Raw genomic sequence first — 25,627 nt, 5'->3', positions numbered from 1 at the left:
TTATTTTAAAGTAAAAGTGGCATTGACTCTTTCTAATTCTGCATAGGCAATCCAGGAATTATAAAGAGATATGTTAGTATTAAGCTGTGCATTTACCCATTGATTCTGTGCATCCAGAAGTTCAATGTAAATGGCTTGTCCTTCTTTATACAATTTGGTTATGTCCTCATTATATTTTTGGGCCGCTGCTTTTTGATTTTTATCGGCATTAAATTGTTCTAAAGCGGAGATTAAATTATTTCGGGTAACCTGAAACTGGAGCAGCAGCTGCTGTTTAACATTATCAGTCTGTGAGCTTATTTTTTTACTGTCTTCCTGAACCTGTTTGAGTTTGTATTTGTTTTTGTTGCCTGAGAAAATAGTCCATTCTAAAGCGGCACCGGCAAAATAGTATCGGGATTGTTTATTCACTTCGAAGTCAAAGTCCTGAAATCCAAAATCGGCGAATCCGCTCAATTTTGGGTACCAATACGATTGGGTAAGCTTACTTACATTTTCATTTATATCTTTAGCCATGGTAAGCTTTGAAAGTTCTTCTCTGCCTGAGGTGTTTTCCAGCACCAGTGCACTTGGCAGGCTTTCTTTATCCGAATCAATCTCAATTTCGCTGTCAAGCTTTTGATTAATTAGAAAATTAAAATATGTTTTAGCGGTATTGCTGACTTGTTTTGCTGTTTCCAGATTTGCTTCAATACGGATTACTTCATTGTCACTTCTAAGAACTGCCGTACGATTTATCTTGTCATTTTTAAATAAGGACTGGTTAACCCTTTGATTTTCTTTTACCAATGCTAAAGCATCTCTGTAAATATTAATTCCTTCAATTGACTGCAGGTATTTATAGTATGCCGTTTTTATTTCTTTAACCAGCTCTCTTTGATAGATTTCAAGTTCTATTTTTTGTAAAGAAGTCTGCTGGCTTTTTATTCTCTTGTTATAGATGATTTCATAGTTCAGCAATGGCATTGTCGTGTGAATTTTAGCATCATAGAAATTATCGGGATTAATCAAAACCGACTGGTTCTGCAGAGAAGGGAAAGCATTCGAATTGGTTATTTGATTGAGTGTGCTGTATACAGGATTTAGCATATCCCCAATTGGAATATCAATTGTTCTTCCGCCATCGGCTTTAGTATAATTCGCATTCAGGGAAACAGTAGGGTAGAACAGGGAACGGGCTTCCTGGAGGGCATACATACTTTTGTTAATGTCGAAGTTGTGCTGTTTGATTATCTCGTTGCTTTTTAATCCAATCTGGATATAATTATCGAGTTTGCTTTGGGAATATCCTATAAAACCAAAACAAAGAAGGGTAAATGTAATTGCTTTTTTCATTTTATTGTACATTGTTTTTAAATTGAACGTTGTTCATTTTTTTGATCAAAAAAAAGTTTAAAGTTTCTTTATTATTTTTAAATATTCGTTGTATCCCTCAGACAGGATGGTATCCGGGTTAGAAAATTTTACACCTTTGGTTCTCTGGCGTATTTCCAGACAGCACATTCCGTGAACTAAACTCCAAATCATAAAGGATAGTGCTTCTAATGAATGTCCTTCAAAATGCCCTTGGTTCATACATTCTTCCACGGTTTTCTTTAAAGCATTAAAGGTATCAGCTCCTTCATTCCATGCTTGATTATCACTACTTTCGATAAATTCCATTGGCGCTTTAACGATGAACATCAAATCATACATTTCAGAATTTTCCATGGCAAATTTCAAATAGGTAAATCCCATTTTTTTAAGACGCTCCATTGGATCTTTAATAGCAAACAATTCGATAAAATAACCACCTAACTCTTGAAAACCAATAGAGTGTAGGTCGTGTAGAATGGCATTCTTATCTTTAAAGTAAACATACACAGTTCCAACGCTGTAGTCAATTTCATCAGCGATGTTTCGAATCGTAGTCTGTTCAATACCTCTCTCTAAAAAGAGTTTTTTGGCTCCTTTTAGGATCAGCATTTTTAAGGCTTCTTTTTCACGTGCTTTTCTTTCTGCTGTACTCATGCCGCAAAGATATGTATATTTTTTGAACAGTGTTCATTTTTTAATAATAATTTTAAATTCGCTTAGTTTTTGATCAGTTTTGTTTCTCCTTCTTCTTTTAAATAATTTAATTATTTGCTTTCAAAAAGAGTAAGAGTTAAAAATTAAGGGTTTTAAACAAGTTTGAATTTCTTAACTTTGTAAAATGAAAGAGAAGATAGTAAGAGAAGTTTCCGTGTTTAATAATGAACTGAAACTGCAAGGATTTAAAGCATTCCAGATAGAAGATGATGGTGCAGAAACCAGAACGTACAGCAGAAAGGAGTTCTATAAAATCTGCCTGACAACAGGTAAAAGCAAGATTCATTATTCTGATAGGACCTATGAGCAGGTGGGTACGATTCTTTTTTTTGGAAATCCTCACATTCCATATTCATGGGAAACTATTTCAACAACTTATACTGGTTATACTATTTTATTTTCAGAAGAGTTTTTTAAAAACGCCGAGCGTTCCGAAAGTCTGCAGCAATCGTCTTTTTTTAAAATTGGCGGAACACCCGTTTTGAAAATCACAGAAGAGCAAAGAGGTTTTCTCAATACTATTTTTCATAAAATGATTACCGAACAGGAAAGTGATTATGTGTTTAAAGATGAGTTGATTCGCAATTACATCAGTCTTATTATCCATGAATCTTTAAAGATGGAACCTTCTGATAATTTCGAACAAAATAAGAATGCATCTACCAGATTGTCATCTGTATTTTTGGAATTATTGGAAAGACAATTTCCAATTGAAACTACTTCTAATCCACTTCAAATAAGAACAGCACAACATTATGCACAACATTTGAATGTGCATGTCAATTACCTGAATCGGGCTGTAAAAGAAGTAACCGGGAAATCGACAACGACTCATATTACTGAGCGGATTATCACAGAAGCCAAAGCGCTATTGCTCCATACTGATTGGAGTGTTTCTGAAATTGGCTATGCACTTGGGTTTGACTATCCAACCTACTTTAATAATTTCTTCAAAAAGAATACCGGCACCAATCCTTCTGCATTTCGTCAATCGGAAGTTTGAATTTCTTAATCTTTGGTTTGATAATCGTTACTACCTTGCTTAAAGGCAGTCTTACCTTTGTATCTGGTTATTTAATTCAAATATTATGTCAGATTCAAACCTTATTTCCGATACCGTACCATTTCAAAAAGATATTTTTGAGAGACTTTTAATCGGTGAAACCATACTTCCAAATGATTCGCAAATAGGCAGATTGAGAGCCGAAGCATTCGCTGTGAAAGCATTACTTAATCAGATGAATAATACTGTAAATCCTGAAGAAATCACGCAGATACTAAGCAAAATCTTAGATAAAGAACTTCAGGATGTTACTGTATTTACACCTCTTTATATCAATTGTGGAAAACATATTACAATTGGTAAAAACGTATTTATCAATTTTGACTGCACCTTTTTGGCATTAGGTGGAATTACCATTGAAGACGATGTTTTAATAGGTCCTAAAGTCAGTCTCATTACCGAAAATCATCCGCTAAATCCTGAGGAAAGAAAAGGACTAACAGGTAAACCAATTCTCATCAAAAAAAATGCATGGATTGGAGCCAATGCTACGATTTTGCCGGGCGTAACAATTGGAGAAAATGCAGTTGTCGCAGCAGGAGCAGTAGTCTCTAAAGATGTTCCCGATAATACCATTGTTGGCGGAATTCCTGCAAAATTCATTAAAAATATTCAACCTTAAAAGAGATAATTATGAAGTTAAAATCTTTAGTAGCAGTTATCGCTATGCTTTTTGCTTTTTCTTTTTGTAATGCGAGCTGCAGCAATGACAATGAAAGAGATCCAGGAGAAAATAATGAGAATGGAAATAACGATACTATTTCAACAACTAAGATGAAAATTACAATTGGTACAACAGTTTTTACGGCAACATTGTATAACAACCCAAGTGCAGCAGAATTGAAAGCAATGCTCCCGCTGACCCTAAATATGACCGAACTTAATGGTAATGAAAAGTACTATGATTTCCCTGGTTCGTTTTCAGTAAATGCTTCAGTTGGAGGAGATATCAAAGCGGGCGATTTAATGCTTTACGGGGACAATGTGCTGGTGCTTTTTTATAAAAGCTTCAACACTTCCTATAGTTATACAAAACTCGGATATATTGACAATCCTGTAGGTCTTGCTACTGCACTGGGTGCCGGAAATGTAGCTGTGAAACTTGAAAACAATTAAAATTAAATTATTAGGAAAAATATAAGTTTAAAAATAATTCAAAAGAAAATGAAAAAAACATTCGCAATCGCAATATTATTCCTGATAACAGGGCTTGTATCTGCACAAAAAGTACAATCAAATTTAGAAAAAATGAATATATCAAAAGAACATTATACATTTCAACTTAGTAACAAAGTAATACGTCAAAAAGTGAGCTTCAAAAATCGCTACGGCATTACTTTAAGCGGTGATTTATATCTTCCGAAAAATACAGGAAATGAAAAGTTGTCAGCATTAGCCATCAGCGGACCGTTTGGAGCGGTGAAACAACAATCGTCTGGATTATATGCCACCCAAATGGCAGAACGTGGTTTTATAGCTTTGGCTTTTGACCCATCTTACACAGGTGAAAGCGCAGGCGAACCAAGAAATCTGGCCTCTCCGGAAATCAATACAGAAGATTTCAGCGCTGCGGTTGATTTTTTAGGATTACAAGAAAAGGTAGACAGAAATAAAATTGGTATCATCGGGATTTGTGGTTTTGGCGGTTTTGCTTTAAATGCAACTGCTATTGATAAACGAGTAAAAGCCGTTGCCACGACAAGTTTGTATGATATGACCAGGGTAATGTCAAAAGGATATAATGATTCAGTAACTCTGGAACAAAGAACCAAAACATTAGAGAATTTAGGTCAGCAACGTTGGAAAGATGCCGAAAATGGAAAACCGACAGTTGGTCCAAGAAATTTGCCGGAAAAATTGAAAGGCGATGAGCCACAATTTGTAAAAGAATATTTTGATTATTACAGAACGCCGCGTGGTTTTCACGTCAATTCTGTGAATTCAAATGGAGCTTGGCTGGTAACCAATCCGATCTCTTTTATGAATATGCCAATATTAGCTTATGTAAAAGAAATTTCGCCACGACCAATGCTTTTAATCGCCGGAGAAAAGGCGCACTCAAGATATTTTAGTGAAGATATTTTTAAAGTAGCAAATGAACCAAAACAATTAATAATTATCCCTAATGCAGTTCACGTTGATTTGTATGACAAAGTAGAGGTAATTCCTTTTGATAAATTAGATGATTTTTTTAAGGAACATTTGAAATAAAAACCAGATCAAAAAAAACCGTTGACATTCATCAACGGTTTTTATATTTAAAACTAAAAATAGGGCTTTATTTCACAGCATCATTTACAGACTGGCTATCGACAAACTGTTCGAAACTGATAATTTTACTATCTTTAAGTTTCCAAATGTGAGCCACTCTGGCGGTGAATGATTTACCTGTAATTTTATAGGTTCCCGTGTAAGTTCCGTAAGCGACTACTTTATCATCGCTGGCAACGTAATCTTCAGGAGTAAATTTGTAATCAATCCATTCGCTTCCTAATCGGCTAAAGACATTTTGAGTTACATTTTCTAAGCCAATGTAAGTTCCTGCATACGGAAAACCTTTAGCTTCTGTCCACGAAATATCTTCGACAACATACTTAGCTAAATTACGACCATTTTCTTCCGAAGTTTTGCCTTCGTAAGTGCTTTTTACTATTTCAAGATTTGTCATTGTCTTTTTGTTTAAAGAACAGCCTGAAAATACAAAGAGTGCCATCAGGTTGTAAATGATTGATTTTACCATTTCATTTCTCCAGTATTCACTTTTGCACCAATCATTAAGGCAGTTTCAAAAGTAAGTGTTGGATATTTTGTTTTCAAAGAAGTAATTAAAGCTTCTGATGTTTTATTGGTTTTCAAAGCCTCTTCGTAGAATTGAATGTAACTTTTGGTGTGATTTACAGCAGCGATATCAAATGGAGAATTGGAATTGGCATGAGCCGGAATTACAATTTCAGGTTTCAAAGCCGAGATTTTATCTAATACGGCAATCCAGTTTTTGCGGGCTTCAGCAGTTTGAGCATCCGCCATCCAAAGATGGAAACTAGTTCCAAAAACATTAATTCCGCCTAGAACTGCATTGATAGAAGGAATCCATACAAAAGTTTTATTCGGAAAGTCTTCCAAACCAACAATTTCTAATTTCTGACCTTCCAGTTCAATGCTGTTTCCTTTTAAAACTTGTGGCAAAACAACATTTGACGTAATAGCTTTACCTAATCGTTCGCCCCAAACGTCTAATTTTTTTTGCGCCGTAGCCTTAATTGCTTCTACGGAAGCAGGTGATGCATAAGCAACAACATCCGGGAAGTATTTTTTAAATATCTCTAATCCAAAATAGTAATCAGGATCTGCGTGAGAAACAAAAATGGTGGTTAATTTTTTGCCGCTTGCTTTAATCTCCTGCGCTACTTTTTCGGCATCCGCCAAAGTAAATTGAGCGTCAATCAAAATTGCATCTGTCTTTCCGGAAACGATTACCGATGCTACACCAAAACTGTTTTCTGAAGCGTTGTAAACCTGAAGTTTTAAATCTTTAGTTTCAATTGTTTTAAGACCTTGTGCTTGTGATTCCATAGTAAATAAAATTAAAATTGTTATAAATACTCTTGAGATAGTGTATTTCATTTCGTGTGTTGGTTTAAATTAACACTGCAAAGATGGAACGTAATGCGATCTCAAAACATTAAACTAGTTTAATAAATAAAAGGAAAAACTTATTTTTTGACAGCGATTTTCTTTCGAATATTACTCAAAAAAACATTGGTAATTCCCAGATAGGCAGCTATCTGTATGTTAGAAAGCCGTTGTATTAGTTGTGGGTATTTTTCTGTAAATTCTATATAGCGGGATTCTGCTGTTTTACTAAGGTTATCTATCATTCTTCGTTGAAGGGCAACGTGCGTTTTTTGTGTCATTACCCGAAATAGCTTTTCAATTTTAGGCAAATTAGCATAGGCAAACTCCTTATCTTTTTTAGAAATTACAAGCACTTCGCTGTCTTCGAGAGCTTCTATGAAAAGTTGTGAAGGGGTTTCAGTAGTAAAACTATCAATATCAGTAACCCACCAATTTTCAATAGCAAAATAGAGTATTTGTTCAAAACCATTTTTATCAATATGATAAACCCGAAAAAGCCCTTTGGTAACAAAACCTTCAAATTTGCAAATCTCGCCTTCTCTGAGTAAAAAGTTTTTTTTGGGGATTAACTTTTGCTCAAATAAATTGCAAAAATCTTCTATTTCATTTTCTGAAAGAGAAATATGTTTAGCAATATTTTGTTTTAAAAGTGCTTTCATATAACAGTGCGTAAAAGTGCTGCTAAAGTATTTCTTTACTTTAGCTAAGGTACATAAATATTTAAATAAGCTATTGAGCTTGACAAAGGATAATTATATTGAATATGGAGTTTTTGCATAAAATATTTCTATGTTTTTAAGTCTCCCGAACAATTATGAATCATTATCAAACGATTTTAAATTATTTTGATAACAGAAGTACAAATGCTTCGGCAGAATCTTTCAATGTAAAAATAAAAGTTTTTAAATCTTAGTTCAGAGGTGTTAGAAATTTAAAATTTTTCCTTTTCAGGCTAAGCAATATTTATGTTTAAATTTTATACTCAACAGGTTTTCGTTTTGATCCTCTTTTTATCTAATCGCTAACTTTTGCACCTGATCCGCAAAAATTAATCAAACTTACTTATTTGATACTATATGAAAAAAAATGGCACCAATTGTCTTCAATTGGCGCCATTTTAATTAGTCACTCTCTTTTATCTTTTAATCTGTTACTTTTAAATCCTGAATTTGTCCATTATTAAAATCAAAATGAAATTTCAACACGATAGGGCTGCCGGGAAACGTGCCGGAAACATTTGCTGTCAGGACACCTTTTGATTCAGATTGCTCATAATTAAGTGGTTCCAGCGCAGATTTATACTCCTCCATCGCATGGTTGATCCACTGTTGAATTTCTTCTTTGCCATTATGGGTTTTTCCCTCGTCATGAACGATGGCAGATTCGGTGAAACATTCTGCGAAAGCTTTGCTGTCGAAAATGTGTTGCGTTTCAATGAAACGCTCTACTACTTGTGGTAATTTCATGATCTTGATATATTTAGTTTTTAAATTGTTGGTACCGTTCCACCGTCAATGACAAAATTTGTTCCTGTTAAGTAACTGGCTCTTGGTGAAACTAAAAAGCCAACCAATTCGGCTACTTCTTCCGGTTCGGCAGGCCTGCCATAAGGTATTCCACCCAATGCGTCCATGACACCTTGCTGAGCTTCTTCTACAGTGGTATTTGAATTTCTTGCGATCTCGCCCAACCAAGCTATCGATGCTGTTGTATTTATCCATCCTGGCGAAACAGTTAGCACGCGGACACCTTTTGGCGTAACTTCTTTCGATAAACTTTTGCTGTAATTGATCAATCCTGCTTTCGAAGCTGCGTAAGGCAAAGTAGAGTCGTATAGCGGCAATATGCCCTGAATGGAAGCGATGTGAATAATAACACCACTTTTCTGGTCGATCATTTGCGGTAAAAATCCCCTGTCAAGTCTGACAGGAGCAAGTAAATTAGCTTGTAGGGTTGATATCCAATCTTCGTCAGTTAACGCACTGAAGCCACCGGCGGGTGTTGTTGAAGAACCAAGATTGTTTACAAGAATGTCTAATCTCCCATAAGTGGACAAAACTTCACTAACTACTTTTTCTGCTCCTTTGGCTGTACTTAAATCAGAAGAAATAAAATGCAGTTTGTTGTTTTCTTTTTCTGCTGCGTTTCTGGCAGTAATAATTACTGTTGCGCCCGCTTGCAGCAGTCTTTCTGCAATTGCCTTTCCGGCTCCTTTTGTACCTCCTGTTACTAAGGCAATTTTACCTGATAATTCGTTTTGATAATCCATCTTGTATTCGTTTTAAAATTGTTAGGTACAAATTTCTGAAGTATGTAAGTTTCTCACAAGTACGGATTTACGATTCAGATAGGGATAAATTTTTCCCCTATTGCAAGAATTGGCAGATAGGTTTACTTTTGTAATATGTATGAGAGAAAAACAATACCGAATTTAAATTGTGGACTTGATCTAATAGGTGAAGTACTTTATGGTAAATGGAAGATACGTTTGCTTTGGTTTATTAATGAAGGATTTCAAAGACCAAGTGAGCTGCAGCGTAAAATACCTGATGCTTCACGCAGGGTTTTAAATATTCAGCTGAAGGAATTAGAAGAACATGAACTAGTATCAAAGGTTATTTATCCTGTTGTGCCTCCGAAAGTTGAGTACAGCCTGACAGATTTTGGAAAAACACTAATTCCTGTAATTGCAGTTATAGGAAATTGGGGAGATGTGCATGAGGAACGTTTACGTACCCTAATTTTGAAACGTTTGTAATAAGGCCACTATTGAAGAATCTTTTAAAAGAAATAAATCAATTTTTAACTTCAGTTGAGCATCAATTAATCATCACAGACATGAGAGGTGAAGATTTAAGTAATGATGAAATGATATAACATTTTCCAAATCTTTTATATTTCCTGGACAATAATATTTTTAAATCATATATAAGTTTATCAAAAAAAGCTATCAGTCATTATAATATAAATGATTGATAGCTTTTTGTGAATTGATAATTGTGAGAAATATTTTTCTGATTCTCAAATTTATATATTTTTTCTTTTGAGATAAAGTGATGCTGACTGGCTCATTGTAATTAATGAAGCTCCAAGTATAACAACATCTTTTAGTACTAATCGTCCACGTCCGGATAAATAAGGAAATCCATATTGTTGATCTGTCAAATGCGGCACCCAGCTTTCAGGAGTTGTCACTAAAAATGAAAGGGTACCAATGGTAAGAATAAACACCATTATACTTCCAAACATACTTGCCAGAGGAGCCCAGTTATGAATGGCAACCAGGAAAGCAATACCAATTAATAAAATTCCTAAGCCATTTGCAAAAGCATACGTATTGTTTTGAATGTTCCATTGATGATTTTCAGTAATTAATTCCCCTTCCTTATTGCTGTATTGTTTATACTCAGATGGATTGTGATAAAAAAAAGACATAAAAGGACTGTTTGCCACAAAAGGTACTATACCGTCGGCTTCATAAGTAAAAAATTTAAGTCCGCCAATCCATAAAAAAACGATAACTATACCAGCACGTATGGCATTTTTTCCCAGCTTATCAAGATTTGCTATTGTGCTTAAAAGAGAATTTTTCATTGCTTTGTTTTTTAAATTTTGTCATAATTAACAAGGCAAATTTATAGCTGAAATAAGAATTAGGAAATGGATAAAAAACGCTATTACTTGGACAAATCTGCCACGATAGAAATACCGGTTGTTTTCCTAAAGGCTTGAGGAGAAATTTTGGTCATTTTTTTAAATACTCGGCTAAAATAATATTCATCCTGAAATTTTAAGGCATAAGCAATTTCCTTAATACTCAATCGGGTGAGATGAAGCTGCTTTTTTGCTTCTAAAATTAATCTTTCCTGAATCATTTGCGTTGGCGTTTTATTGAAGCGTTTGCCACATTGTTTAGTGAAATTATTGGATGTCATTGACAATAATGAAGCGTAATCACTTGGTTTGTGTAGGGATAAGAAATTTTCTTCCAGCAGTATTTTGAACTGGTCCATCTTTTCATCTTTTTGTAAATTTTGTTTTTCACTGGTTATTTTCAGACTACTAGATTTGGCAAGTATAAGCTGAAGATAGGATCGTAATACAATTTCTGAAGGAGCTTGCTCTTTAATTTCATCAATAATCTGATCGACTAATTGACAGTATAATAGATGCTGTTCGGTAGTTAATTTTATAGAAGGCTCAATGTAAATATTGTTAAACAATAAACCGTTACAGGCAACCTCTTTTCTATGGTATTCGATGCAATAAAAGTCACCGTGAAATTGTAATGTGGTATATGTCAACGGGGTAATTTCTTTGATGGATATGGACTGCTGCGGTGTTGAAAACAATATGACAGGGGCCTTAAATGAAAAAGAAGCAAAATCTGCATGGTAAATTCCTTCTCCTTTGCTGATTAATAAAACAGTATATTCACTAAATTGTACGGGTATATCTAAAAATGAATTATTTTCAGATTTTTCTACTCCTAAAAGTAAAGTTTTATTTTCTGAAAATACCTTATTCATGTTGTGGGAGTTGGATTATATAATTGTAAATTTAGAAAATGAATGATACCGCCTTAACTTTGGTAGCAAAAAAGATTTCCATTCCAGAGTAAAAAAGTAATTTCAGGTTATTCTTTAAAGGAAGGTTAACCAATTCGTTTTTAAAATCCATGATACTTTTTTATTTTGCTTTGAGAGATTCGATTAGGAATTGGTGACTTATAAAAATTGCTATAATTTATTGAGTTTATTTACCAGATAACTTATCATTTGTGCAATACTTTCAGCAGGAATAGAGAAATCATTTTCGATCCAGTTTTTGATGACAGCAATACTTCCTTTTTCGCCAAATTGGTATGCCATTTCAGCAAAAGGCATTACTTCGGCAGTAAGTTCTATTTGATTTTCAACCGGAAAATTATTCCGAACACTTCTCAGGATTCGCGACAGAATTCCGCTTCCATCCGCTTTAGTAAACACAATTTTACTCATCTGTTTATCGCTTTCCAGTAACTGGCAGCTGAGCAGTATCACATCATCCATATTGGTGCTTTTACGCAAAACCGCTGAGAGTTTTTCAAAAACATCATCCTCTATTTCAAGCAGTATATCCAGCGGAATATTATAATGCCGATAAAATGTATTGCGGTTGACATCGGCTGTTTTACACAGTTCGGTTATGGTGATTTCGCTTAATTCCCTCTCGTCCAGTAAACTAAATAATGCCTCACGCAATATTTTTTTAGTATACTGAACCCTTCTGTCTTTTCTTAAATCCATCACAAATTATTTTACATACGCTACAAAAACATTAGTCTTTGTTCGCTAATGTACAGTAGCATCCCTTTTTGAAACAGTAAATACATTCTTCTTTAATAGTTTTACGTAGTAATCAAAAAGAACACAAAGTTAAATATTGAACATATTGTATAACAAATATAGCTTTTTAATCAAAATTTAAGCGGATTAAAAGGACAAACGTTAAATTAAAAAAAATGAAAAATAAGATATCACGAAAAAAAATACTTCTGACCGGTGCATCTGGAACTGTAGGATTTGAAACCTTGCAGCATCTGGTTCAGCATACGGATTATGAAATAACGGTTTTTGATTTAAAAACTCAAAATTCGGTAAAAAAACTGGCTCCCTTTCGATCTCGTGTAGAGATTATATATGGCGACATCAGCAATAGAGAAGAAGTGCTAAAAGTTGCCCAAAATAAGGATGTAGCTATCCATTTGGCAGCGGTTATTCCACCTCTTGCAGATATAGATCCAGAGATGGCTTACAGTGTCAATGTGAGAGGGACCGAAAATCTTATTTACGCTTTAGAGCAGAATTCACCGGATTGTTATTTGATTTTTAGTTCCAGTATTTCAGTTTATGGTGATCGGATGAAGAATCCCCAGATAAGTGTCGCTGATATTTTGCAGCCCAGTCCGGGAGATCATTATGGAGAAACAAAGGTTTTGTGTGAGTCGTTGATTGGGAAATCCAAATTATCATGGAGTATTTTTCGTCTGGCTGCAATTATGGGGAACCATAAGATATCCAAATTGATGTTTCATATGCCGCTGAATACACCAATGGAAATCTGCACTCCAAAAGATACGGGTAGAGCTTTTGCTAAAGCAATTGAAAACCAAAAAAAGCTAGAGAAGCAAATATTCAACTTGGGAGGGGGAGAGGATTGTGTTATTACTTATGGGGCTTTTCTAGACAAAATGTTTGCTGAATTTGGCTTAGGCGAAGCTGATTTTCCACAAAAGGCTTTTGCAGAGAAAAATTTTCACTGTGGGATTTTAAAAGATGGTCAAGATTTAGATAATATTCTAGGTTTTCGACAGCAAAATTTGAACGATTATTTCGAGATGGTCCGCCAGAAAATTCATCCTCTCCAAAAAAAAATCACCTTCATTTTTAAAAGTATTGTAAAAAAATGGCTGCTCTCACAATCAGAACCCTACCAGGCGTTTAAAAAAGGGAATGTAAAAAAAATGAATCACTTTTTTAACCAATTAGAGAAAGAGAAGCTAGAAAAGGTTCTATTATAAATCCTAAAAAATATTACTTATGAAAATTAAAATGATAAGCTTGATAGTACTTGTAACAATTAATTCAGCACTGTTTGCACAACATAATTTCAGCGTTGAAGTATCGGGCGTAGAACCCGGCAAAGGATCTGTTTTTTTTGGATTGTACGATAAAGAGAAAGGTTTTCTTGATAATGAGTCACAGATTGCCACTGCAAAAGTAAAAGCTTCAGAAAATAAAGTGGTCTACACGTTCAAAAACCTACCGGATGGCGATTATGCTGTTGCTGTTTATCAAGACCTGAATAATAACGGAAAATGTGATAAAAATATGATTGGTTATCCGACAGAAGGATTTGGATTTTCTAAAAATTATAAACCAAAACTCTCAGCACCTAATTTTGATGAGGTGAAAATTGCAATTAACCAGTATGCTAAAACCAGTATTGTATTGATTGCTAAATAGAAGACCCTTGCTCAGTTATGAGAATTATTTATTGTTATACTCTGCTGCTCATGATTACATTAATATCTGTACAGGCGCGGTTTAAATTTTCTGTCAGGAATTGGAAAGGGTGAGCCCCGCAGCATAAACGTAAGTTTTTAGTTATGTGGTTAGGTATGATTAGGTATAAAAAAGGCGCCAATTGAAGACAATTGGCGCCTTTTGGTTTGTTGTGACAGGAACAAACGCACAAATATTCTGTGTTTTTTAAAATTTTCAACCTGGTATACCACGCTTTTGCCACAAAATTTAAAGTATCAATATTTAAGATGTTAACTTGTTTAAAATGAGGATTGTATTTCGATTTTGAAAGCCAAAATTAAGCAAAACAACAATTTGTTTGAATAGTGTATTAGCGGAGAAAAAGGTTCCGTTACTTTTATGTCAATTCCAGTAAATACAAAGGGTCAGGAGGCCGGTTAATCTTTTAATTTAATTATGCCTGTTGTATATAAGTCCAAGGCTTTTTGTAAAATACTCTCAATTGTCCTTATTGGTAAATCTTTATTGGGATTAATCCTGAAAATTTTCATTCTTGTGCGATCGCCTTGTTCCAATTCGGGGTGTTCAAGATAATTTCCTTCTACCATTAGAATATAGGGTTTGTCCGTCTTTTTATCGGTCCACAAATAGCAAAACATTTTTTTCTTGTAGCAGAAGCAAGGCATTCCCCACTTCTGCGTTTCAGTAATGTTGATATCCTGCTTAAGAATAATATTTCGCAAAGCAAGCAGGCAACTCTTGTTTGGCTCTTCTTTTTTTAAATAATAGTTATCAAGCTGCTCCATCAGTTTTTTCTATTTAACGGCAATTAAAAAATCTATTTCTGCATCTGTCGGATTTTGTGCTTTTGCTCCAAATACTTCAAAATCTGCCGTAAAGACTCTTTCTAAATCCATTTTCCAAATTTCCAACCACTTGTTTATGATTAAATCTTTCATCAAATCTCCTTTGGCAGATAGCTTCACGTAGTTTCCGCCTTCAAATGATTTGCCAACCATCTCATTCGGAATCGTGTTTAAGGTTTTTACTTTGCAACCTAGTATTGTGGTGTAAGGTTTAGTGTGGTCACTTTCATACTCTGTGTATATGGAATATACAGTGTTGTCAATTTTGTTTGGAATTGCTTCCAATACTTTTTCATTCAAAAATCTGCTCCACAAATCCGCAATATCTTTTGCAGCCTGATTGTTTTCATTTGTGGTTCTAACCGAAATGCCAATTATTTTAAAAGGCTCAATGTTTACTTTATTCATTTTTAAACTTTTTTTGTTGAGCCACAAAACTACAATGCTGTTGTGACAGCCCTATGTCAAGGGTTGTGAAAAAGTTTTTTTCTTGCAGATTTCAAAATACTCCTGCAAGGTTATTTTATGGGGTTCAAACTGTTCAGGAAGCGTCGTCAGATTTTTGATTCTGTCGAGCCGAAATGCTCTAAAATCCTTTCTTAAACGACAAAATGCGATAAGTAACCAGTTTTCTTGTGTGCTGTAAATAGCAAAAGGTTCAATTATTCTTTCCGTTGTCTGATTCGTGTCGGGTGCATGATATTTAATCTTGATTAGATAGAAATTGGTCAATGCTAATTGCAAAGGGGATAGAAAATTGCTTGTCCGGTCATTCTCCATGTTTTGTCTAAAGACAATGCGGTTAGAAAGCAGGTTGGCCTTGTCTTTCGTAGTGTTGCGTAAAACCGATTTTATTTTGTTGATCGCTTCAGAATATTCTTTTACAAATGAAGCGTCTTTGTTTTTAAGGATCAATTGTTCGGCTGTAATCAATGCATTAGCTTCACTTTCTGTAAACATTATAGGCGGAATCCGGTAACCCTCCATCAATAAGTAGCCTTTTCCTTCTTCGGTCAAAATGGGAACACCTGCTTGTTCTAATGCTTTTAGGTCCCTATAGATTGTCCTTTTACTAACCGAAAATTGAATAGCCAACTCAGAAGCGGTCAAAAGCCGCTTCGTTTGCAGCTGGGTTAGTATGGCAGTGAGCCGCGAAAGCCGTTTTGTATCGTTGTGGTTCATAGGGGGTATAAATAATCTTTATATTACTCAGTTCCTCTTTACAAGATTGTGAGCATCGTAAGCAGATATTTTTTTGCAAACACTAAATTTCTTGCTAAAGGCAAACGTGAATATACCACATAAATGGAATCTCGCAAAACGGTTTTTAGCAGCCGTTAATTTCTTAACTCCATATGCAAAGTAGGATATGGCTTTCCCGAGGAATCCAATTCCGAACGACTTGTTGTTTCAAATCCACATTTTTTGTAAAACCCTACTGCCTGGTCGTTTTGTTCATTTACATCAACTTTTGTAACATTCATTTTTTCAATTGAAAAATTCAATAATGTTTTTCCAACTTGTTTACCTCTGTAGTCCGTATCAATGAATAACATTTCTAAATTTTGATCTGCTACTCCAAGGAAACCAATTATTTTACCTTCCTCATTTCTTGCACACTTCAATTCAACAGCATCTAGATATGTATTTAATATAAGTGGTTTAAAATATTGAATATCTTCTTCTTTCAAAAAGTGATGTGTTGCTCGAACAGAGGCTTCCCAAATATTGACAACTTCATTATACTCAGTTTTTTTAATATTGTCTATTTTGTATTTCATATTATTTTAATTTTTACTAGTATCCAAATTTAAGAAATATAGGCTCATGAAACAATGATGTTGGGGATTGATGAAAAATTTATCTAGTTTTTTGACATGAGTTATAATCTTCGAGCCATGTTCTTTGCCCTTTGGTAATGTGGTGTTTTTAATTTTTAGCTTGATGAAAAGGATAAAAAATGCTTTTTTTGGGATTTAAGATAAAGAGATTCACTCTACAGTTCTTTTTTTTCTCCATTGTGTAAAACTCTATAATATTGGTTATTTTCAATTAACAAACCTTCTGATTTTTGGTTGGGAATACTTTTAGAATAATCTTTGGGATGTTTAACATCAATTCCTATCACTTTACCGTTGAATTGTGTATTAATTTTTGATTGAAGAGTATGACCAACAACGATTGAATTTGCGTCGAATTTATTTAGTCCTCGTTCTACATCTTGCTGAGTCAAATCGTCTTTGAAATAACCTCGGTACCAAGCGATGCCTTTGTGTGAAGAAATCAGTAATTGTTCTATGTTTTTTTGTGGATTAGGATAGTAAGGTTTGTAATAATTACTGCGAATTATTTGATTTACCTCGTCCAGATTTATTTTATAATCAGCCAAATCAGGATGTATCCCTCCGTGTGTAAAAAGGATACCATTAATTTTTTCAATGGTATTTTTGCTCGACATCCATTTGCCAAGAAAAGAATTTGTACCATACAACTCGGTTTGTTGTTTTTTTAAGATCGAAGCAACGTGATAATATTTCGGGGAAGTAGATTCAAAATTTCCCTGCATATTCTTCAATTCGTGGTTTCCTAAAATAAAATGAACTGTTCCGCCTTTCTCTTTTGCTTCCTGTTCTAATTTGTAAATAAACCAAAGTACTTGAGTGGTAGAAAAATCCCTGTCCACAAAATCCCCCAGCAAAACAAGATGTCCATTTGCAAATGTCCAATTTAGCTTTTCATTAATTACCTTATTAGCAATCAAAAAATCCCGAAAGGTTTTAAAACCGCTTTCAATATCGGAAATGGCTAAAATTTTAGAATTGTCATTATAGGTGTTTTTCGGAATCGTAATTTTGTTATTTATTGTAAATTCAAAAAGTGTTCCATCTAATGGGAAATAACAATAAGCGGGGATTTTTGAATTCAAGGCATAATCTTTTTGGTCTAAATAAAAGCCGTCATCCTGATTTCCTCTAATGTAGTTAATAGCAACAGTGCTGTCATTTTTATTAAAAACATAAGGGCCATCTTTATCCCAATTCATCATTACTGGATTTTCTGCATAACGAAAACTTGCTCCGTGATATAGTCCGAATGAAACAGCTATAAATACTAGTACTGCAAATGTGATACTGATATGTTTTACATATCTGATAAATTTTTTTTTCATTGTTTTTCGATTAATTTTGGTAAACATAGAAATGCCTGCTTTACTATTAAAATAATTGTGACAAACGTCTCAATCTGCTCGATAAAAAAGTGTTTGTGAATACTCAAACTGCTTTGATCACTCATTTACATCATTTCAAAACGCATTGACTGTTGTTTGTCAACATTATTGCAGAGGGCTATTTATAATTGTAATATTGCAAAATGATTGCTGTGAAACGAAATTTAAAATGGGTTGTAATTGCTCTTCTGACAATAGGAGTTATTCCTGTAATGATTACTGTTTATGAAGTGATTTTTACGAAAAACAAATCCGTTGTATTTTTAGGCAATTACCATCCAAAAGTTGCCCTAATTGTAATTTGTTACTATGTTTTGCTTTTATGCCTGGGGATTGTTTGGCTCATCAGACAGATTATTTTTATCACTAAACTGAAAAGCGAAAAAACAAAAGCCGAATTGATGCTCTTGAAAAGCCAGGTTAGTCCGCATTTCTTTTTCAATATGCTCAATAATTTATATGGTTTGGTTGCCAAAGATTCGCGAAAAGCACAAGAATTAATACTAAAACTTTCGGATATGATGCGTTACAGTATTTATGAGGGAGAAAAGGAAATAGTTAAAATTCAGGAAGAAATTGATTTTTTGAAAAACTATATCGAACTGCACAAAATGCGTTACCATAAACATATTACAGTCGATTTTAATTGTGATGTAGATGAAAACCGAAAAGTAGTGCCACTGTTGTTTATCATACTTTTGGAAAATGCATTCAAACACGGTGTCGAAAATTTGAGACAGAATGCTTACATTAAAATGAATTTGACCACCTCACAAAACGAAATAAGTTTTGCAATTGAAAACAACTACGAAAAAATGGATAACCAATCTGGAATTGGTTTGAAAAATCTAAAAAGAAGATTAGAATTAATTTATCCAAACCAACATGACTTGACTTTTTCTAAAACAGAAAGTGTCTATCAGGCCCGACTAATTTTGAAACAATTATGATTAGATATTTAATAATTGACGATGAGCCTATCGCTCACGACATCATTAAAGGCTATTGCGATTTAGTACCCAATATGCAACTAATAAAAAACTGTTACGATGCTTTGGAAGCCTTTGAATTTCTGAACACCAATGAAGTGGATTTGATTTTTTTGGATTTGAATATGCCCATTTTGAAAGGGTTTGATTTTCTAAAAACGCTGCAAAATCTGCCAAAAGTAATCGTTACAACCGCTTATCAAGAATTTGCATTGGAAGGATACGAATATACTATTTCGGATTATTTGCTTAAGCCTTTTGGTTTTGAACGTTTTTTAAAAGCCATCAATAAAGCGTTTAGTTCAGTAAATCAAAAAGTTATGCCGTCCGAAAATAGTATTATTTCAAATCGAATATTTGTTCAGGGCAATAAAAAACACTTTCAAGTGGAGCTTGAAAACATACTTTATATTGAAGCAACAGGGAATTACACCAAAATTATAACCACGATTGAAACCATTACAATTCGTGAAAAAATCTCTGTGTTTTTAGAACAATTACCCAAAAATGATTTTATGCAGGTACATAAATCCTTTGCTATTGCCATTAAACATATTAAAAGTGTGGAAGGAAACAGGATCAAAATCAGTGATTTTACAATTCCGATTGGTAAACTATATAAGATGAATGTAAATGGGTTATTAAATTCAAAATTATAAAAGCATCATAATGTTTTCTTTATAAGTTTGTCCAATAGGTACTTTATATTTATCAATTAATATCCTGTTACCTTCGATCTGTTTAATTTTATCTTTTGCAACAATAAAAGATTTATGGGTTCTTATAAAATTAAATTTTGGAAGAAGCTGTTCAAAATCTGAAATTTTCTGATGACTTATAATCATGTCATTTTTTAGATATACTTTACAATAATGTCCATAAGCTTCTATAAACAGTAAATCGTCAAAATGAATTTGATGGTACTTTTTATCACCCCTTAAAAAGAAGCTATTTGTTTTTGGCTCTGCTTCGTTTGTTGGCAATGCTGTTATACTTTTTATATTTTGAGCAGTATCAATTGTTTTGTTAATTGCTTTTATGAAACGCTCAAAACCAAATGGTTTCAGAAGATAATCAGAGACATTAAGTTCATAACCTTCTAAAGCAAATTCTTTATAGGCTGAGGTCACTATTACTTTAGGTGGATTGGGTAATGTTTTTAAAAAATCGAAGCCAGATAATTTAGGCATATTGATATCTAAAAATAACAAGTCGACTGCATTTTTATTTAAGAATTCTATAGCTTCAAAGGCATTATAACAGTTTCCTTTCTTTTCCAAATGCATCAAGTTTTCGCAATAGTTTTCAATAATACGATGTGCAATGGGTTCATCATCTATAATTAAATAGTATATCATGTCATTTCTATTTTTAGTTGTAATTTATAAATAGAATCTGTAATGTCAATTTTCATTTGGTGTTTATTAGGATATAATAGTTTCAAACGCTGTTTTAAATTGTTTAATCCAATACCGGGAGTTTGAGATTCCCGCGCTTCAAAGTTATTCTCAATATCAAAACAGATTAGGTTATTATCAGTTTTTATATTAATGTGAATATAAGCATCTTCCGTTAAATGCTCTACTCCATGCTTAAAAGCATTTTCTAAGGGAATAATAAATAGTAATGGCGCAATTTTATATTCAGCTTGCCCCTCATGATTAAAAGAAATATCGACCCTTTTTTGATATCGTATTTTATGTAAATCAATGTAATTCTTTAAATATTCTATTTCATGCTTTAGTGGTATGCTATCTTCTTTTCCCATATAAATGGTATAGCGCATTATGTCAGATAATTTTAAAACAACATTTGGAGCATCATCAGATTTCTCTATTATTAGACCATATAGATTATTTAAAGTATTGAAAAAAAAGTGCGGATTGATTTGGCTTTTCAATAAAGACAACTCTGCTTTGGCTTTTTTTGACTCAATTGTTTTGAGCCATTTCCATTGCTGATAAAACCATATAAAGAGTAACATAAAAAAGGGAGCAGTCAGGATTATTTTAATCTCTTTTTCCTGCTGAAAATAATTATTTACATCTTTTGTATAAACCCTTATATAATAGAAATAGCCTAAGGCCAGAACATAAAAACCGATTAGAATCAAGCCATGCTTCTTAAAATAGGAGGGTGCTATAATGGAGAAAAAAGATAATCCAACACCAACTAATCCTACAAATGTTATTGGATTATCAATTATTTTCGAATTCATATCGTTTACAATGATTGCCAAAAAAATGACAACCAAGACAAGTAACTTTAAACTAGTGGCTTTATGCTGTTTTAAAAATGAAAAATAATGAATTGGCAGTGAGATCAGTAGCCAGCTAAAAATGAAGCTCAATGTGTTGGACAATAGTGCGGTATTATCTATGTAAATAAAATGAAAATGTAACAAAACAGCCGTTATTATCCTTTGGATCACCAATCCATAGATAAAAGCTTTGTACTTTTTAAGAAATTCAGTCATGAGTCAAAATTAACAAAAATTGACTTTTTTACTCTACAATGTGCATCAATTCACTTAAATCAAACATAAACACTACTATTTTCGACTTCAACTAGATTTGATTATACAAATTAATTGTATGTGCTAACTATTTAAAGGTTCATGAAAGAAGTTTTAAACCATTTTAATTTACAGATAGGTTTGCTGTAAATTATAAATATTTAAAAATAAAACATTATGAAAAACTATTTTAAAATGATCCTTCTGACACTATTTTTAATTGTACAAAACGCAATGGCACAAGACAGTAAACGGCTATTGGATACAAAAGAGAAAAAGGCCATTGTATCGGCAATAAAAACTCATATTGAAAAATCTTATATCGATTTAGATTTGTCAAAAAGAATGACAATTGAACTGGATAATAATTTAAAATCTAATAAATATAAAGAAATTACAAGTCCTGTTGAGTTCTCTAAAATACTAACCGAAGATTTACAACGTATTAGCAAAGATTTACATTTAAAAGTTCGATTTGAACCGGAGCATATTGCCAGGGAAAAGAATGTTATTTCTCAGGAAGCGCAATTAGAAATGGAGAAAAGAATGGCTTTTCAAATGGCCGAAATTAATTACGGATTTAAAGAGGTAAAAATATTGGACGGAAATATTGGTTATTTAAACTTAAACCAATTTGCAGATATAAAATATGCAGAAGAAACCGTTACAGCTACAATGAACTTCTTAAGCAATACTAACGCAATCATTATCGATCTGCGTGCTAATGGAGGAGGTGTTCCAAGTATGATGCAGTTATTATCGAGTTACTTCTTTGATGAAAAACCTGTTTTATTAAGTGATTTTTATGAACGAGAAACCAATCAAAAAACACAACTATATTCGTTTGAAAATGTAAACGGAAAACGAAGTACAAACAAGCCACTTTATATTCTAACCAGTAAGCACACTTTTTCAGCGGCAGAAGCATTTACTTACACATTAAAACATTTGGACAGGGCAACAGTAGTAGGAGAAATCACTAAAGGTGGCGCTAATAGAACGAAAAGAATTAATTTAAATACTGAATTCACAATATCAGTACCTTATTTACAACCGATTAATCCGGTTACAAAAACAAACTGGGAAACAAAAGGTATTCAGCCCGACATAGTAACTAGTGGAAAAGAAGCCTTTGTTTATGCCTATATAGATGCCATTAAAAAAACAATCAAAAAGAATAAGAGTAACGTATTAAACAAAATTGGTTACGCGTTTTTACAAGATAAACAGGGTGATAACGCAGTGATTGTATTTCAGGAGAATGTAAAATTATTTCCAAATGATTCCAATTCGTGGGATAGTTTAGGTGAAGCGTATTTTGCAAATCAGGATAAAGAGAACGCATTAAAATCGTATAAAAAAGCTTTAGAATTAGACTCAGGTTCAGAATCGGCAAAAGCAATGATTCAGAAAGTAGAAAGTATGAAATAATATCTTACGTAGGAGCTTAAAAATGGCTATTAAGCTTTTGATTCTTAATGCTGAAAATCTATAAAAAAATGCCTTAAGGCGTTTTTTTATAGATTGTAAAAAATTCGTCGGTCAGAAAAAATAATAAACTAATTCTCCGGACTCTAAAAGGTTTCAAGTTTTTTATGTTCTGATTTTCAATATGTTCATCTTGTGAGAATACTGTGATACATTTAGTCATTTTATTTTTGACAGCGAATGGTAAATTGGAGTGTTTTTTTTTCGTTTTAATAGCTAGTCTAAAATCTTAAACAAGAAATCTTCAATAAATTGATTGGTAAATTCTGAGTTTGCCTTTGAGGAGATGTCGGTAAGTTTTGGTAAATTGGCACTAAAGTACTGCTGGTGATGAGAAGTCTCAATCAGAGTAGTGCTCAATGATCTTGGATATTTGTAATCTGAATTATATTCTGAGATAACTTCTGCTATCTTTCCGCATAAGTCTTTGTAGGGCTTAAATACCTCATCTTTATTGATTTCTGCGACTTCTTTGACCAGATATACTTTGCTGCTTTCTGCAATAACAATTTGATTGAGCAGCTTTTTATTATAGTCAAACTGACTGGTACTTTCCGGAAATTCATGGGTAAGGAGGCTAACAATTATTTTTAGTCTTTCTTTTTTATCAGTTACATTCTCTAATTTAAAAGTTACTAAAAATTCCATATAAGACCAATACCAGTTTAAGATATAGAGTAGAAGACGGTGCTTATTTTCAAAATATCGATAGATACTAGCTTCGGTACTGTTTATTTCTATGGCCAATTTCTTAAAGGTAAATTGTTCGAAACCCAGCTCATAAATCAGGTCAATTGATTTTTTGATCATTAATTTCCCTAATTCACTGCTTTCAGGATTTCTCAAGAATATCTTTTCGTTGATATCAAATTTTATTTGAAATTCCATAGCAATTAATGTTTTAGCAAATATAGTAAAGATTTGCTATTGAATAGTAATTGTATTTTTAAAAACATTTATAATTTATTTATGATAGTATTACTATTATTTGAAGTAGTTTTGGTATTTTTACCTAAAATATAAATGTAAATGATATGTTGATCACTACAAAAATCCCGATTTCCTATCTTTTTAATAAGGTAAAGCACGAAATTTTTTACGTGTTAATCATCGGCGGTTTAGTTCATTATCTGACTATTCAATTTGAAAATGTTATTCCGGTAATGCCCATCGCAGTGCCGGCATTTATTGGAACAGCTATTTCTGTAATTCTTTCATTTAAACTGAGTCAGTCCTATGATCGTTGGTGGGAAGCCCGAAAAATATGGGGAAGTATTGTAAATGATAGCCGCAGTTTTGTATTGCAGCTACAGTCTTTTGTATCCAAAGAGAGTCATCATGAAATCAGACAAATTGCCTTCAGGCATATTGCATGGTGTTATAGCCTGGGGCAGAACCTACGCGGTCTTGATGCTATTGAGAATTTACAGGATTTTATCTCTAATGAAGACTTAGAAGAAATAGCAAAACAAAGCAATAAACCCTTAGCGTTGTTACAATTAAATACGCTTCAAATATTAGAATTGAAAGAAAAAAGATCTTTGAGCATCTTCTCACAAATTCAAATAAACAATACATTAGTTAATTTTTCAAATGCTATGGGAATGGCTGAGCGTATTAAAAGCACTATTTTTCCGGTAACTTATCGAATATTTCTGCACTTTTTTATCTATATCTTCATTGTTACACTATCGATTGCTTTGCGAGATATAAAAAGTTATTTTGAAATCCCATTGCTATTAACTATCTCAACAATGTTTTTTCTTTTAGAAAAATCAGCTACTCATATGCAGGACCCTTTTAGAAACCGTCCTACTGATACTCCTATGACAGCCATAGCAAGAACAATTGAAATCAATATTAAAGAATTATTAAAAGAATCGGAAATACCTAAACCGCAACAACCGGAAAAATTTTACTTATCATAAACATTAAAAAGAAAAAAAAATGAAAACGTTAACCAAAGAAATGCAGGCCGCAATAACTCCTTCTAAGGCTTTAGAACTTTTAAAAGAAGGAAACCAGAGATTTGTAAGCAACCTGAAAATAAACCGTAATCTTTTACAACAGGCCAATGAAACGTCAGATGGGCAGCATCCTTTTGCTGTAATTCTAAGCTGTATCGACAGCCGAACTTCTGCCGAATTAATTTTTGACCAGGGACTTGGTGATATTTTTAGTGTGCGTATTGCCGGAAATATTATCAACGAGGACATTTTAGGAAGTATGGAATTTGGCTGCAAAGTTGCAGGATCAAAAATTATTGTAGTATTGGGCCATACAAAATGTGGTGCTGTAAAAGGTGCATGCGATCACGTTGAAATGGGTAATCTTACAGCATTGCTGACAAAAATAAGACCAGCAGTTGATGATGAGACCGAGACTAAAGAAAATCGCAATTCAGGCAATGCTGCTTTTGTAGAGAATGTGTCAATTATAAATGTTAAACGTACCGTTAAATCAATAATGGAACGCAGTCCAATCTTAAAAGAAATGATTGAAAAGGGCGAAATTGGAATTGTTGGAGGATCGCACGATATTGCTACAGGTGAAGTAACATTTTTTACTTAATCTATTTCTGATCAAACAGTACCACCGATGGTTTCTCTGGAGTTATGGAGTATAATCCTTCAACTGGAGTCATAAAAGAAACTTTCCGTTTAAAGAAAGCGGAAGAATACAGGGATTTAATATTATTACGAATTAATAAAAAAATATTTTGAAAAGTCTGCATGAGAATGCA

31 protein-coding genes are annotated in these 25,627 nt (G+C 33.3%); 13 read left to right on the top strand and 18 right to left on the bottom strand.

Features of this window, described 5'->3' with window-relative positions; translation table 11 throughout:
- Positions 1-1,335, bottom strand: a complete 1,335-nt coding sequence (locus tag BUA98_RS06825; RefSeq protein ID WP_072971796.1) for a TolC family protein — start codon at positions 1,333-1,335, stop codon at positions 1-3.
- Positions 1,336-1,392: 57 nt separating this feature from the next.
- Positions 1,393-2,010 (bottom strand): TetR/AcrR family transcriptional regulator, encoded by a 618-nt coding sequence (locus tag BUA98_RS06820; protein WP_072970873.1) that lies wholly within the window; start codon positions 2,008-2,010, stop codon positions 1,393-1,395.
- 184 nt (positions 2,011-2,194) lie between these two features.
- Here BUA98_RS06820 and BUA98_RS06815 point away from each other — a divergent pair, with 184 nt between their 5' ends.
- The 4 genes from BUA98_RS06815 to BUA98_RS06800 all read left to right on the top strand — a co-directional run bounded on the left by BUA98_RS06815 (position 2,195) and on the right by BUA98_RS06800 (position 5,344).
- On the top strand, positions 2,195-3,073 hold the full coding sequence (locus BUA98_RS06815; RefSeq protein ID WP_072970872.1) for a helix-turn-helix domain-containing protein: 879 nt from the start codon (positions 2,195-2,197) through the stop codon (positions 3,071-3,073).
- A gap of 85 nt (positions 3,074-3,158) precedes the next feature.
- Positions 3,159-3,755, top strand: coding sequence for a DapH/DapD/GlmU-related protein (locus tag BUA98_RS06810; RefSeq protein ID WP_072970871.1), 597 nt, complete (start codon positions 3,159-3,161; stop codon positions 3,753-3,755).
- Positions 3,756-3,766: 11 nt separating this feature from the next.
- The gene (locus BUA98_RS06805) at positions 3,767-4,249 is read left to right on the top strand and encodes a cyclophilin-like fold protein (protein WP_072970870.1); all 483 of its coding nucleotides are present in this window, start codon (positions 3,767-3,769) and stop codon (positions 4,247-4,249) included.
- A gap of 48 nt (positions 4,250-4,297) precedes the next feature.
- Positions 4,298-5,344, top strand: coding sequence for an alpha/beta hydrolase (locus BUA98_RS06800; protein WP_072970869.1), 1,047 nt, complete (start codon positions 4,298-4,300; stop codon positions 5,342-5,344).
- A 67-nt stretch (positions 5,345-5,411) separates the two neighbouring features.
- Here BUA98_RS06800 and BUA98_RS06795 read toward each other — a convergent pair whose 3' ends face one another.
- The 3 genes from BUA98_RS06795 to BUA98_RS06785 all read right to left on the bottom strand — a co-directional run bounded on the left by BUA98_RS06795 (position 5,412) and on the right by BUA98_RS06785 (position 7,428).
- A complete protein-coding gene (locus tag BUA98_RS06795; RefSeq protein ID WP_072971792.1) occupies positions 5,412-5,801 on the bottom strand; it encodes a nuclear transport factor 2 family protein in 390 nt (129 codons plus the stop codon).
- Positions 5,802-5,866: 65 nt separating this feature from the next.
- Positions 5,867-6,757, bottom strand: coding sequence for an MBL fold metallo-hydrolase (locus BUA98_RS06790; protein WP_072970868.1), 891 nt, complete (start codon positions 6,755-6,757; stop codon positions 5,867-5,869).
- Between the two features lie 89 nt (positions 6,758-6,846).
- Positions 6,847-7,428, bottom strand: coding sequence for a Crp/Fnr family transcriptional regulator (locus BUA98_RS06785; RefSeq protein WP_072970867.1), 582 nt, complete (start codon positions 7,426-7,428; stop codon positions 6,847-6,849).
- Between the two features lie 155 nt (positions 7,429-7,583).
- Here BUA98_RS06785 and BUA98_RS06780 point away from each other — a divergent pair, with 155 nt between their 5' ends.
- Positions 7,584-7,682, top strand: a complete 99-nt coding sequence (locus BUA98_RS06780) for a transposase (RefSeq protein ID WP_072970866.1) — start codon at positions 7,584-7,586, stop codon at positions 7,680-7,682.
- A 229-nt stretch (positions 7,683-7,911) separates the two neighbouring features.
- On the opposite strand, the gene BUA98_RS06775 is transcribed toward BUA98_RS06780, so the two are convergent.
- On the bottom strand, positions 7,912-8,235 hold the full coding sequence (locus BUA98_RS06775) for a nuclear transport factor 2 family protein (RefSeq protein WP_072970865.1): 324 nt from the start codon (positions 8,233-8,235) through the stop codon (positions 7,912-7,914).
- A 20-nt stretch (positions 8,236-8,255) separates the two neighbouring features.
- A complete protein-coding gene (locus BUA98_RS06770) occupies positions 8,256-9,038 on the bottom strand; it encodes an SDR family oxidoreductase (RefSeq protein ID WP_072970864.1) in 783 nt (260 codons plus the stop codon).
- A 135-nt stretch (positions 9,039-9,173) separates the two neighbouring features.
- Between BUA98_RS06770 and BUA98_RS06765 the strand changes: the two genes are divergently transcribed.
- Entirely contained in the window at positions 9,174-9,527 is a 354-nt protein-coding gene (locus BUA98_RS06765; protein WP_072970863.1) for a winged helix-turn-helix transcriptional regulator, read from the top strand.
- Between the two features lie 269 nt (positions 9,528-9,796).
- Here BUA98_RS06765 and BUA98_RS06760 read toward each other — a convergent pair whose 3' ends face one another.
- From BUA98_RS06760 to BUA98_RS06750, 3 genes are all read right to left on the bottom strand, one after another.
- Positions 9,797-10,363 (bottom strand): DUF417 family protein, encoded by a 567-nt coding sequence (locus BUA98_RS06760; RefSeq protein ID WP_072970862.1) that lies wholly within the window; start codon positions 10,361-10,363, stop codon positions 9,797-9,799.
- An 83-nt stretch (positions 10,364-10,446) separates the two neighbouring features.
- A complete protein-coding gene (locus BUA98_RS06755) occupies positions 10,447-11,298 on the bottom strand; it encodes a helix-turn-helix domain-containing protein (protein ID WP_086065192.1) in 852 nt (283 codons plus the stop codon).
- Between the two features lie 210 nt (positions 11,299-11,508).
- Positions 11,509-12,057, bottom strand: coding sequence for a TetR/AcrR family transcriptional regulator (locus BUA98_RS06750; RefSeq protein WP_072970861.1), 549 nt, complete (start codon positions 12,055-12,057; stop codon positions 11,509-11,511).
- A 215-nt stretch (positions 12,058-12,272) separates the two neighbouring features.
- Here BUA98_RS06750 and BUA98_RS06745 point away from each other — a divergent pair, with 215 nt between their 5' ends.
- Positions 12,273-13,331: an NAD-dependent epimerase/dehydratase family protein gene (locus tag BUA98_RS06745; protein WP_072970860.1), complete on the top strand. Its 1,059-nt coding sequence runs from the start codon at positions 12,273-12,275 to the stop codon at positions 13,329-13,331.
- 19 nt (positions 13,332-13,350) lie between these two features.
- Positions 13,351-13,776 (top strand): DUF2141 domain-containing protein, encoded by a 426-nt coding sequence (locus BUA98_RS06740; protein ID WP_208857977.1) that lies wholly within the window; start codon positions 13,351-13,353, stop codon positions 13,774-13,776.
- Between the two features lie 458 nt (positions 13,777-14,234).
- Here the strand turns inward: BUA98_RS06740 and BUA98_RS06735 are convergent, their stop codons facing one another.
- From BUA98_RS06735 to BUA98_RS06715, 5 genes are all read right to left on the bottom strand, one after another.
- Positions 14,235-14,603, bottom strand: coding sequence for a DUF1801 domain-containing protein (locus tag BUA98_RS06735; protein ID WP_072970859.1), 369 nt, complete (start codon positions 14,601-14,603; stop codon positions 14,235-14,237).
- A gap of 9 nt (positions 14,604-14,612) precedes the next feature.
- Positions 14,613-15,071, bottom strand: coding sequence for a GyrI-like domain-containing protein (locus tag BUA98_RS06730; RefSeq protein WP_072970858.1), 459 nt, complete (start codon positions 15,069-15,071; stop codon positions 14,613-14,615).
- Positions 15,072-15,122: 51 nt separating this feature from the next.
- Positions 15,123-15,845, bottom strand: a complete 723-nt coding sequence (locus BUA98_RS06725; RefSeq protein ID WP_072970857.1) for a helix-turn-helix transcriptional regulator — start codon at positions 15,843-15,845, stop codon at positions 15,123-15,125.
- A 155-nt stretch (positions 15,846-16,000) separates the two neighbouring features.
- Positions 16,001-16,444, bottom strand: a complete 444-nt coding sequence (locus tag BUA98_RS06720; protein ID WP_072970856.1) for an acetyltransferase — start codon at positions 16,442-16,444, stop codon at positions 16,001-16,003.
- Between the two features lie 215 nt (positions 16,445-16,659).
- Positions 16,660-17,832, bottom strand: coding sequence for a metallophosphoesterase (locus tag BUA98_RS06715; RefSeq protein ID WP_072971784.1), 1,173 nt, complete (start codon positions 17,830-17,832; stop codon positions 16,660-16,662).
- A gap of 203 nt (positions 17,833-18,035) precedes the next feature.
- On the opposite strand from BUA98_RS06715, the gene BUA98_RS06710 reads away from it, so the two are divergent.
- Positions 18,036-18,842 (top strand): sensor histidine kinase, encoded by an 807-nt coding sequence (locus tag BUA98_RS06710; protein ID WP_072970855.1) that lies wholly within the window; start codon positions 18,036-18,038, stop codon positions 18,840-18,842.
- Complete coding sequence (locus tag BUA98_RS06705) at positions 18,839-19,540, top strand: LytR/AlgR family response regulator transcription factor (protein ID WP_072970854.1); 702 nt, start codon at positions 18,839-18,841, stop codon at positions 19,538-19,540. The genes BUA98_RS06710 and BUA98_RS06705 overlap by 4 nt, the downstream gene beginning before the upstream one ends.
- Here BUA98_RS06705 and BUA98_RS06700 read toward each other — a convergent pair.
- Together BUA98_RS06700 and BUA98_RS06695 are read right to left on the bottom strand one after the other, a co-directional pair.
- Complete coding sequence (locus BUA98_RS06700; RefSeq protein WP_072970853.1) at positions 19,535-20,239, bottom strand: LytR/AlgR family response regulator transcription factor; 705 nt, start codon at positions 20,237-20,239, stop codon at positions 19,535-19,537. The two genes, BUA98_RS06705 and BUA98_RS06700, sit on opposite strands and share 6 nt — an antisense overlap.
- Positions 20,236-21,357, bottom strand: a complete 1,122-nt coding sequence (locus BUA98_RS06695) for a sensor histidine kinase (RefSeq protein WP_072970852.1) — start codon at positions 21,355-21,357, stop codon at positions 20,236-20,238. Before BUA98_RS06695 ends, BUA98_RS06700 begins: the two co-directional genes overlap by 4 nt.
- Before the next feature lie 216 nt (positions 21,358-21,573).
- On the opposite strand from BUA98_RS06695, the gene BUA98_RS06690 reads away from it, so the two are divergent.
- Positions 21,574-22,827, top strand: coding sequence for a S41 family peptidase (locus tag BUA98_RS06690; protein ID WP_072970851.1), 1,254 nt, complete (start codon positions 21,574-21,576; stop codon positions 22,825-22,827).
- A 273-nt stretch (positions 22,828-23,100) separates the two neighbouring features.
- Here the strand turns inward: BUA98_RS06690 and BUA98_RS06685 are convergent, their stop codons facing one another.
- Positions 23,101-23,772, bottom strand: a complete 672-nt coding sequence (locus BUA98_RS06685; RefSeq protein WP_072970850.1) for a TetR/AcrR family transcriptional regulator — start codon at positions 23,770-23,772, stop codon at positions 23,101-23,103.
- A 146-nt stretch (positions 23,773-23,918) separates the two neighbouring features.
- On the opposite strand from BUA98_RS06685, the gene BUA98_RS06680 reads away from it, so the two are divergent.
- Both BUA98_RS06680 and BUA98_RS06675 read left to right on the top strand, forming a co-directional pair.
- Positions 23,919-24,812 (top strand): bestrophin family protein, encoded by an 894-nt coding sequence (locus BUA98_RS06680; protein ID WP_072970849.1) that lies wholly within the window; start codon positions 23,919-23,921, stop codon positions 24,810-24,812.
- 19 nt (positions 24,813-24,831) lie between these two features.
- Positions 24,832-25,455 carry a carbonic anhydrase family protein gene (locus tag BUA98_RS06675; protein WP_072970848.1) on the top strand — a complete coding sequence of 208 codons (624 nt, stop codon included), beginning with the start codon at positions 24,832-24,834 and terminating at the stop codon, positions 25,453-25,455.
- Positions 25,456-25,627 lie beyond the last annotated feature (172 nt).

Origin of the sequence: Flavobacterium saccharophilum, from assembly GCF_900142735.1 — a bacterium.
GTDB lineage: Bacteria > Bacteroidota > Bacteroidia > Flavobacteriales > Flavobacteriaceae > Flavobacterium > Flavobacterium saccharophilum.
Note: the sequence above shows the minus strand (reverse complement) of the source record. Positions and strands in the feature narration are given on the sequence as shown.

Excerpts from the sequence above, each read along its gene's own strand:
- BUA98_RS06750 (WP_072970861.1), bottom strand. The coding sequence starts at position 12,057 with ATGGATTTAAGAAAAGACAGAAGGGTTCAGTATACTAAAAAAATATTG.
- BUA98_RS06775 (WP_072970865.1), bottom strand. The coding sequence starts at position 8,235 with ATGAAATTACCACAAGTAGTAGAGCGTTTCATTGAAACGCAACACATT.
- BUA98_RS06720 (WP_072970856.1), bottom strand. The coding sequence starts at position 16,444 with ATGAAATACAAAATAGACAATATTAAAAAAACTGAGTATAATGAAGTT.
- BUA98_RS06740 (WP_208857977.1), top strand. The coding sequence starts at position 13,351 with ATGAAAATTAAAATGATAAGCTTGATAGTACTTGTAACAATTAATTCA.
- BUA98_RS06815 (WP_072970872.1), top strand. The coding sequence starts at position 2,195 with ATGAAAGAGAAGATAGTAAGAGAAGTTTCCGTGTTTAATAATGAACTG.
- BUA98_RS06675 (WP_072970848.1), top strand. The coding sequence starts at position 24,832 with ATGAAAACGTTAACCAAAGAAATGCAGGCCGCAATAACTCCTTCTAAG.
- BUA98_RS06760 (WP_072970862.1), bottom strand. The coding sequence starts at position 10,363 with ATGAAAAATTCTCTTTTAAGCACAATAGCAAATCTTGATAAGCTGGGA.
- BUA98_RS06795 (WP_072971792.1), bottom strand. The coding sequence starts at position 5,801 with ATGACAAATCTTGAAATAGTAAAAAGCACTTACGAAGGCAAAACTTCG.
- BUA98_RS06685 (WP_072970850.1), bottom strand. The coding sequence starts at position 23,772 with ATGGAATTTCAAATAAAATTTGATATCAACGAAAAGATATTCTTGAGA.
- BUA98_RS06805 (WP_072970870.1), top strand. The coding sequence starts at position 3,767 with ATGAAGTTAAAATCTTTAGTAGCAGTTATCGCTATGCTTTTTGCTTTT.
- BUA98_RS06710 (WP_072970855.1), top strand. The coding sequence starts at position 18,036 with ATGATTGCTGTGAAACGAAATTTAAAATGGGTTGTAATTGCTCTTCTG.
- BUA98_RS06700 (WP_072970853.1), bottom strand. The coding sequence starts at position 20,239 with ATGATATACTATTTAATTATAGATGATGAACCCATTGCACATCGTATT.
- BUA98_RS06695 (WP_072970852.1), bottom strand. The coding sequence starts at position 21,357 with ATGACTGAATTTCTTAAAAAGTACAAAGCTTTTATCTATGGATTGGTG.
- BUA98_RS06785 (WP_072970867.1), bottom strand. The coding sequence starts at position 7,428 with ATGAAAGCACTTTTAAAACAAAATATTGCTAAACATATTTCTCTTTCA.
- BUA98_RS06680 (WP_072970849.1), top strand. The coding sequence starts at position 23,919 with ATGTTGATCACTACAAAAATCCCGATTTCCTATCTTTTTAATAAGGTA.
- BUA98_RS06725 (WP_072970857.1), bottom strand. The coding sequence starts at position 15,845 with ATGAACCACAACGATACAAAACGGCTTTCGCGGCTCACTGCCATACTA.
- BUA98_RS06780 (WP_072970866.1), top strand. The coding sequence starts at position 7,584 with ATGAATCATTATCAAACGATTTTAAATTATTTTGATAACAGAAGTACA.
- BUA98_RS06735 (WP_072970859.1), bottom strand. The coding sequence starts at position 14,603 with ATGGAGCAGCTTGATAACTATTATTTAAAAAAAGAAGAGCCAAACAAG.
- BUA98_RS06790 (WP_072970868.1), bottom strand. The coding sequence starts at position 6,757 with ATGAAATACACTATCTCAAGAGTATTTATAACAATTTTAATTTTATTT.
- BUA98_RS06745 (WP_072970860.1), top strand. The coding sequence starts at position 12,273 with ATGAAAAATAAGATATCACGAAAAAAAATACTTCTGACCGGTGCATCT.
- BUA98_RS06755 (WP_086065192.1), bottom strand. The coding sequence starts at position 11,298 with ATGAATAAGGTATTTTCAGAAAATAAAACTTTACTTTTAGGAGTAGAA.
- BUA98_RS06800 (WP_072970869.1), top strand. The coding sequence starts at position 4,298 with ATGAAAAAAACATTCGCAATCGCAATATTATTCCTGATAACAGGGCTT.
- BUA98_RS06770 (WP_072970864.1), bottom strand. The coding sequence starts at position 9,038 with ATGGATTATCAAAACGAATTATCAGGTAAAATTGCCTTAGTAACAGGA.
- BUA98_RS06705 (WP_072970854.1), top strand. The coding sequence starts at position 18,839 with ATGATTAGATATTTAATAATTGACGATGAGCCTATCGCTCACGACATC.
- BUA98_RS06765 (WP_072970863.1), top strand. The coding sequence starts at position 9,174 with ATGTATGAGAGAAAAACAATACCGAATTTAAATTGTGGACTTGATCTA.
- BUA98_RS06810 (WP_072970871.1), top strand. The coding sequence starts at position 3,159 with ATGTCAGATTCAAACCTTATTTCCGATACCGTACCATTTCAAAAAGAT.
- BUA98_RS06820 (WP_072970873.1), bottom strand. The coding sequence starts at position 2,010 with ATGAGTACAGCAGAAAGAAAAGCACGTGAAAAAGAAGCCTTAAAAATG.
- BUA98_RS06715 (WP_072971784.1), bottom strand. The coding sequence starts at position 17,832 with ATGAAAAAAAAATTTATCAGATATGTAAAACATATCAGTATCACATTT.
- BUA98_RS06825 (WP_072971796.1), bottom strand. The coding sequence starts at position 1,335 with ATGAAAAAAGCAATTACATTTACCCTTCTTTGTTTTGGTTTTATAGGA.
- BUA98_RS06690 (WP_072970851.1), top strand. The coding sequence starts at position 21,574 with ATGAAAAACTATTTTAAAATGATCCTTCTGACACTATTTTTAATTGTA.
- BUA98_RS06730 (WP_072970858.1), bottom strand. The coding sequence starts at position 15,071 with ATGAATAAAGTAAACATTGAGCCTTTTAAAATAATTGGCATTTCGGTT.